Here is a 6,982-nt window from a genome sequence, read left to right as displayed (position 1 = left end):
ATGGTGAAAGCATCGCGGTACGCCACCAGGTCCTTGAAGGCGGGGCTGCCCGACGCGGCGGTCAGGCCCTTGACCAGGTAACTGTCCTTGGCGGTATAGGGGATGCCGTCCAGCGGGCCGAGGGCCTGGCCCTTGGCACGGCGGTCGTCGGAGGCCTGCGCCTCGGTCATTGCCAGGGGGTTGCGCACCACCACGGCATTGAGGGCGGTGGGGGTGTCAGCTGTGTCGTAGGCGTCGATCCGCGCCAGATAAGCCTGTACCAGTTCTACCGCCGTGGTCTGGCCGGATTCGAGCGCGGCGCGCAGTTGGGCTATGGACACCTCGGTGACTTCAATCATGGGCTTACCGCTTGAGGACAATGGGAAACCGCAGAGCTTAGCGAAACTCCTGCCTGCACAGCCAGCCCATGTCGCATGTGTGGTCGCAAATAGTCACCACCATTTCCAGGTGTAATCGATATTGAGACGCAGCTCGTTGTCATCGCGGTGGCTGGCCTGGGCGGTGAAGTCGTTGCGGTACCAGGCGTTGCGCAGGCGCAGCGACAGATCCTTGAGCGGGCCGCTTTGCAGGACATACCAGACTTCGATGTCTTTTTCGCTCTCGCTCAGATTCGAGCCGCCAAACCTGGCCAGCTCGATATTGTCGCCACTCACGTAGCGCAGCATGCCGTTGAGGCCCGGCGCGCCCATCCCGGCAAAGTTGTAGTCGTAGCGCACCTGCCAGCTGCGTTCCTTGGGGTTGAGGAACTCGGAACTGAGGGTGCCCTCAGTGATCACCAGCGGTTCGGTGCCAAACAGATACGGCATGCCAGTCTTGCCAGTCAGGTGCATATAACCGGCGCCGAATTTATGGGCCCCCAGGCTGTAGGTCAGCATCAGTGCGGCATTGCGGTTGTCCACCGTCCCGGCTTTGGCTGCGCCGTCTTCGCCAGTGATAAACAGGCGAAAATCGCTTTTCAGGCTGCCGGGGCCCAGCTTGCGATTATCGACTAAGCCGTAAAAGTCCTTGCGGTACAGTTGCGCGAGTTCGGCGTGGTAGTACTTGAGAGTCAGTTGCGCTGACCAGGCATAGTCGCCGCCGATAAACATAAAGCGGTTGGACTCGGCCGCACCATTGAAGCGGCCATTGGGCGAGCCGACAGACATTTTCTGGTAGTCGGTTGAGTCGCGCAGGTTGATGCGGTCCAGCCAGCCGACGTGCAGCGTCAGTTGATCGATGTCCTGGGACTTCAGGTAGGCCCCGCGAAACGTCTGTGGCAGGAGGCGGGTAGGGCTGGCGAATGCAATCGGCAAAAAGGTGCTGATGGTGCCCACTTGCAGCTCGGTTTGCGAGGCGCGAACCTTGGCGGTCAGCCCCAGTTCCGAGTACTCATCGGCAGGCTCGCGGGTGTTGGCGTCATACGGCAGCAGGCCGGTGCCGGTGCGGGCGCGTGAGGAATCCAGGCGCACACCGAGCAAGCCTTGCGCGTCCAGGCCAAAGCCCACCGGCCCTTCGGTGTAGCCCGAACGCAGGTTGAGGATAAAACCCTGTGCCCACTCTCGGGCCGCAGCCTGCGGGGTTGCATTGACGTAGTTACGATCGAAGTAATAGTTGCGCATCACCAGGTCAGCGTGGCTGTCATCGACAAAATCGCTGGCCACAGCCGTGGTCATGGATAAAACCCAGGTGCAGGCGCTGAGCGCCCGAAGAACAGTCTTGAGCATGGCAGGTTCACTTTTATTGTTATGGGGGGTGGAGCACTGCGCGCCTTTCGGCGCGCAGGTAGTCAGTCGGGTGATGCTGCGTTGCGCCGCACCGACAGGTAAAACATGGCCACGGCTGCAATCACGATGCCTGGCGCCGACGCCAGCATCACCCCGGCGGTGCCGGTGCCCTGCGCGAGCATCTTGCCGGCCACCAAGGGGCCGCTCATGGCACCGAGGCGACCGATGGCCACTGCGCTGCCCACGCCCGTGGCGCTTATCGAGGGGCGATAGAAATGCGGTGCCAGGGCGTAGAGCACGCATTGACCTCCGGTGGCAAAAAAACCGGCAATAAAGCTCGCCGCCAGCATGCCCGGCAGATGGCTCGCCAACCCAAGGGCGGTCAGTGACACCAGGATGCCCACATAGATCAGTGCCGATAGCGCCCAGGCGGGCAGGCGGTCCATGACCCAGCCCAGAAACAGGGTGCCGGCTGCTGCGCCAATTTGCAGGGCAAGCATCACCCAGCTGGCCTGGCGCCCGGTGAACCCCTGGCCGATCACCAGGCTGGGCAGCCAGTTGATCAGGATGTAGACCACCATCAGGGTAAAGAAATAGCTAACCCAGATAAGCGTAGTCGGCAGTGCCGCGCCCTCGCGAAATAAACCCCGAACCACACCGATGGGCGCCTCGCCCTGAACGTTGCGAAACTGCTGCGACTCGGGAAGGTAGAGCCCCAGCAGCGGCACGATCAACAGCGGCACCACGCCACCGACGTAGAACACCACTTGCCAGCCACCGGCCAGGTCGGCGATGCCGATCAGGGCGGCCAGCGCGGCGCCCAAAGGCACGCCGCAATACATGAGGCTTACCGCCGTACCGCGCAGGCGCGGGCCAGCCACTTCGCTGGTGAGGGCGATCAGGTTGGGCAGGGCGGCACCGAGGCCAACGCCGGTGAGGCAGCGTGCGACCAACAGGCTGTTAATGTCCCAGGCCAATGCGGTGGCAAGGGAGAACACCCCGAACAGCCCCACCGAGGCCATCAGCACCCGTTTGCGGCCAATGCGGTCAGCCAGCCACCCACCGGCGAACGCACCGGGCAACAGACCGAAAATTCCGGCGCTGAACACCCAGCTCATATGTAATTTATCCAGTTCGAACGCGGCACCCCTGTTTCTGTGGGAGCAGGCTTGCTCGCGATTGGATCAATGCGGTTCGTCAGGTAAACCGCGTTGCCTGCATCGCGAGCAAGCCCGCTCCTACAAGGGGGGGGGTAAGGAAGGCCTTAGCGTTTGAGCAGGTCCAGCGCCACGTCGACGATCATGTCTTCCTGGCCGCCCACCATCCGCCGCTTGCCCAGTTCGACCAGGATGTCCAGGGTCTTGAGGCCGTACTTGGCCGCAGCGATTTCGGCGTGGCGCAAGAAGCTCGAATACACCCCGGCATAACCCAGCGCCAAGGTCTCGCGGTCGACCCGCACCGGGCGATCCTGCAACGGTCGGACAATGTCATCCGCGGCATCCATCAGCGTGTAAAGGTCTGTGCCGTGGTTCCAGCCCAGACGCTCGGCGGCGGCGATAAACACTTCCAGCGGGGCATTGCCGGCCCCGGCCCCCATGCCCGCGAGGCTGGCATCGATCCGGTCGCAGCCTTCTTCAACCGCCGTAATCGAGTTGGCTACGCCCAGCGACAGGTTGTGGTGGGCATGCATGCCGGTTTCGGTTTCAGGCTTGAGCACGGCCTTGAACGCACGGAAGCGATCGCGAATGTCCTGCATGTTCATCGCTCCGCCCGAGTCGGCCATGTACACGCAGGTCGCGCCGTAGCTCTCCATCAGTTTGGCCTGGGCCGCCAACTGATCGGCAGGGATCATGTGGCTCATCATCAAAAAGCCGACAGTGTCCATGCCCAGTTCCCGGGCGTACTCGATGTGCTGTTTCGAGACATCGGCTTCGGTGCAGTGCGTGGCGATGCGCACGACCCGGGCCCCGGCGTTGTACGCAGCCTTGAGGTCATGCACCGTGCCGATGCCGGGCAACAGCAGGGTGGTGATTTTTGCGTGGCTGATCACGTCCGCCGCCGCTTCGATCCATTCCAGATCGGTATGGGAGGCGAAACCGTAGTTAAAACTCGAACCTTGCAGACCATCGCCGTGGGCCACCTCGATGGCGTCGACGCGGGCCTTGTCCAGGGCGCGGGCGATGTCCTGCACGTTCTGCAACGAGTACTGGTGGCGCACGGCATGGCTGCCGTCACGCAGGGTGACGTCGCTGATATAGATCTTTTTATCGTTCATGGTTTTCCCCTCAGACGTTGAGCATCGACAGCGCCATGCGCTCAGCGGTGGCCAAGGCTGCAGAGGTCATGATGTCGAGATTTCCGGCGTAGGCCGGCAGGTAGTGGGCGGCGCCTTCGACTTCCAGAAACACCGAAGTCTTGAGCCCGGAATATCTGCCCAGTCCGGGAATGGTCAGCGGCCTGTCTTCAGGGATTACGTCAAACTGCACGCGTTGCTTGAGGCGATAGCCCGGCACATAGGCTTGCACGGCTGCCGCCATTTCGGCGACAGACGCCTCGACCAGTGCCTGGTCTGCGGCTTCGCTGAGTACAAAAACGGTATCGCGCATGATCAGCGGCGGCTCGGCAGGGTTCATCACGATGATCGCCTTGCCCTTGGTTGCACCGCCAATCACTTCGATGGCCCTGGAGGTGGTTTCGGTGAACTCGTCGATATTGGCGCGGGTGCCGGGGCCGGCAGATTTACTGGCAATCGAAGCGACGATTTCGGCGTAATGAACCTTGGCCACACGGGACACGGCGGCGACCATCGGAATGGTTGCCTGGCCGCCGCAGGTCACCATGTTGACGTTCAACTGGTCCAGGTTCTGCTCCAGATTGACCACCGGTACACAGTACGGGCCGATGGCCGCCGGGGTGAGGTCAATCAGGCGGATGCCGGGTTTGATCGCGCGCAGAAAAGCGTCGTTCTTGACATGGCACCGGCCGATGTGGCATCGAACACGAAGTCGATGTCCTTGAACACGTCCATGCGCGTAAGGCCTTCAACGCCTTCGTGGGTGATTGCAACACCCATGCGCGCAGCACGGGCCAGACCGTCGGAGGCCGGGTCGATGCCAACCATTGCGCCCATTTCCAGGTGCCGGGCATTGCGCAGGATTTTAATCATCAGGTCGGTGCCGATATTGCCGGAGCCGATGATGGCGACCTTGAGTTTCTTGTTCATTATTGTTGCCTCAGTTGCACGCAAGTCGCCGATTACTCGGCGCTGCCGTGTTGCGAGAAGTCCACACCGACACTGCCGATGCCTTCGATATGCGCTTCGAAACGATCACCGGCGGCCACGGCCACCATCGGCCCCAGTGCGCCGGTCAGGATGATGTCGCCCGCTTGCAGCGGATTGCCCAGGCGCGCCATGGTGCAAGCCAGCCATACGGCCGCATTGAGCGGATGGCCCAGGCATTGCGCGCCGCTGCCACTGGAAACTTCTTCACCATTGCGGGTCATGCACATGCCCGCATTGCGCAAGTCCAGCCCATCAAGGCTGCGGGCCGGGCCGCCGAGTACGTAGCAGCCGCTGGAGGCGTTATCGGCCACCGTGTCGACAAAGCGGATGTTCCACTGCTGCACGCGGCTGCCGACGATTTCCAGAGCCGGCATCACCCAGCCGGTGGCGGCCATGACCTCGTCGAAGGTGGTGTCGGAGTGGGGCAGGTCATGTTTGAGGATCAAGGCGATTTCAGCCTCGATCTTGGGCTGCAACACGCGATCGATGGGTACGGTCTGGTTGTCGCCGTAGCACATGTCGGCGAACAGAGTGCCGAAGTCCGGTTGGTCCACGCCCAGCTGCGCTTGCACCTTGGGGTTGGTCAGGCCGATTTTTCGGCCCACTACCCGGCGTCCATTGGCGACGCCGTGGGCGACATTGATCTGCTGGATGGTGTAGGCGGCTGTCGCGTTGTCCTCACCGATCAGCTCGCGCAGGGGGGCTATGGCACTGCTGTGGGTTTCGGCGTGGCGCAGGTCGGCGGCCAGTTGGGCCAGTGTTTCGGGAGTCGGGTTCATGGCGGTCTCGGTTATCAGTGGGTCAGGAAGTCCAGCACCATGCGGTTGAAGGTGTCGGCGTGTTCCCATTGCGCCCAGTGGCCGCAGCGGTTGAACACGTGCAGCTGCGCGTTGGGCAGCCCTGCCAGCAGGCGCAAGCCGGTATCCATCGGCACAAAGCGGTCTTCGCGCCCCCAGACCAGCAGGGTTTCGGCGCTGATTTCGTGCAGGCGATGGCTGAAGTCGGGAAACTGTTTGGGATTGATGGTGCTGCTTTTTACGAAGTTTTCCAGGTGGTCGCGGCGCGCCAGGAGGTTATCCAGACGGGTGTGGAACAGTTCTTCGGTCAGGCTGCTGGTGTCGAAAACGAAGACGCTCATCATCTTTTTCAGGTTCTCGATGGTCGGCTCGCGGTACAGCGCACCGATCAGCTTGATGCCTTCGGTGGGCTGGGGCACAAATGCGCTCGGGCCGCCGGTGCCGCCGCCCATGAGGATCAGTTTGCCGATGCGCCCGGGGTTTTCCAGAGCGAAGGCCACGGTGCTGTGGGCGCCCATCGAGTTGCCGATGATGTGCACGCGGTCAAGGTCCAGCACATCGAGCAGGCCCTTGAGCGCCGACGCATTGAGGTTGGAGCGTGAGCCTTCGCTCACCACCGGGTCGCTTTTGCTCCAGCCCGGGCAATCGAGCAGGATCACCCGGTAACCGGCAGTCACCAGCGGTTCGATGTTGCGGTTGAAGTTGGCCCAGCCGCTGGCGCCGGGCCCGGAGCCGTGGAGCATGACCACGGTCTCGGCACCCTGGCCGACGTCGTTGTAGTGCAATTGCAGGTCCAGGTCGCCTTCCTTGATACGGGCAAAGCGGCTGGTCGAGGCTTCAGTGAATACGCTGGCAGTGGCAGTCATGGCAGTGATCCTTGAATTCAAAGGGGGTGGGTCAGCGGCTGCGCGCCAAGGGCGCCGAAGCCTGCAATCCATTCGGGAATCGGGCGGTAGTAGCGGCCTTCGGTTTGGTAGGGGCCAAAGGCGGACAATGCGGCGAATGCGGCGACCCAGGTTTTCACCTCGTGGGTCGATTTACCGGCGAGCGCCGACAGCGCGTCATTGCCCAGTGCATCGAGGTCGCTCAAGCGGCCCTGCTCCAGCGTGTCGAGAAACTGCTGGTCCCAGACCGGGTTGAGCGGGTGCAGGCTGTTCTGGTCCTCGACGAAGTGCCGGGCGGCCTGGATGACCCGCTGC

The 6,982-nt window shown here is 62.5% G+C and carries 5 protein-coding genes and 3 pseudogenes; all 8 read right to left on the bottom strand.

Annotation, left to right across the window (positions count from 1 at the left end):
- A partial coding sequence (locus tag GHO03_RS23000; protein WP_256668749.1) for an amidase family protein occupies positions 1–338 on the bottom strand: 338 nt, incomplete at its 3' end.
- A 93-nt stretch (positions 339–431) separates the two neighbouring features.
- On the bottom strand, positions 432–1,703 hold the full coding sequence (locus GHO03_RS22995) for an OprD family porin (RefSeq protein ID WP_153400587.1): 1,272 nt from the start codon (positions 1,701–1,703) through the stop codon (positions 432–434).
- Positions 1,704–1,765: 62 nt separating this feature from the next.
- Positions 1,766–2,848: pseudogene (mhpT, locus tag GHO03_RS22990) on the bottom strand (3-(3-hydroxy-phenyl)propionate transporter MhpT); the annotation flags it as partial.
- Between the two features lie 119 nt (positions 2,849–2,967).
- Complete coding sequence (gene dmpG / locus GHO03_RS22985) at positions 2,968–3,978, bottom strand: 4-hydroxy-2-oxovalerate aldolase (protein ID WP_095000515.1); 1,011 nt, start codon at positions 3,976–3,978, stop codon at positions 2,968–2,970.
- A gap of 10 nt (positions 3,979–3,988) precedes the next feature.
- A pseudogene (locus tag GHO03_RS22980) lies at positions 3,989–4,926 on the bottom strand (acetaldehyde dehydrogenase (acetylating)).
- A 32-nt stretch (positions 4,927–4,958) separates the two neighbouring features.
- Entirely contained in the window at positions 4,959–5,765 is an 807-nt protein-coding gene (gene mhpD, locus GHO03_RS22975) for a 2-keto-4-pentenoate hydratase (RefSeq protein ID WP_095000513.1), read from the bottom strand.
- A 14-nt stretch (positions 5,766–5,779) separates the two neighbouring features.
- Entirely contained in the window at positions 5,780–6,649 is an 870-nt protein-coding gene (locus tag GHO03_RS22970; protein ID WP_153400586.1) for an alpha/beta fold hydrolase, read from the bottom strand.
- A 17-nt stretch (positions 6,650–6,666) separates the two neighbouring features.
- Positions 6,667–6,982: pseudogene (mhpB, locus tag GHO03_RS22965) on the bottom strand (3-carboxyethylcatechol 2,3-dioxygenase); the annotation flags it as partial.

Origin of the sequence: Pseudomonas sp. FSL R10-1339 (genome assembly GCF_009600545.1) — a bacterium.
Lineage (GTDB): Bacteria > Pseudomonadota > Gammaproteobacteria > Pseudomonadales > Pseudomonadaceae > Aquipseudomonas > Aquipseudomonas bubulae.
The sequence above is the reverse complement of the archived record's forward strand: the minus strand, read 5'-3'. Positions and strand labels throughout refer to the sequence as shown.

What these genes read in the sequence shown, in the direction of transcription:
- GHO03_RS22995 (WP_153400587.1), bottom strand. Translation starts at nt 1,703, where the DNA reads ATGCTCAAGACTGTTCTTCGGGCGCTCAGCGCCTGCACCTGGGTTTTA.
- GHO03_RS22970 (WP_153400586.1), bottom strand. Translation starts at nt 6,649, where the DNA reads ATGACTGCCACTGCCAGCGTATTCACTGAAGCCTCGACCAGCCGCTTT.
- dmpG (WP_095000515.1), bottom strand. Translation starts at nt 3,978, where the DNA reads ATGAACGATAAAAAGATCTATATCAGCGACGTCACCCTGCGTGACGGC.
- mhpD (WP_095000513.1), bottom strand. Translation starts at nt 5,765, where the DNA reads ATGAACCCGACTCCCGAAACACTGGCCCAACTGGCCGCCGACCTGCGC.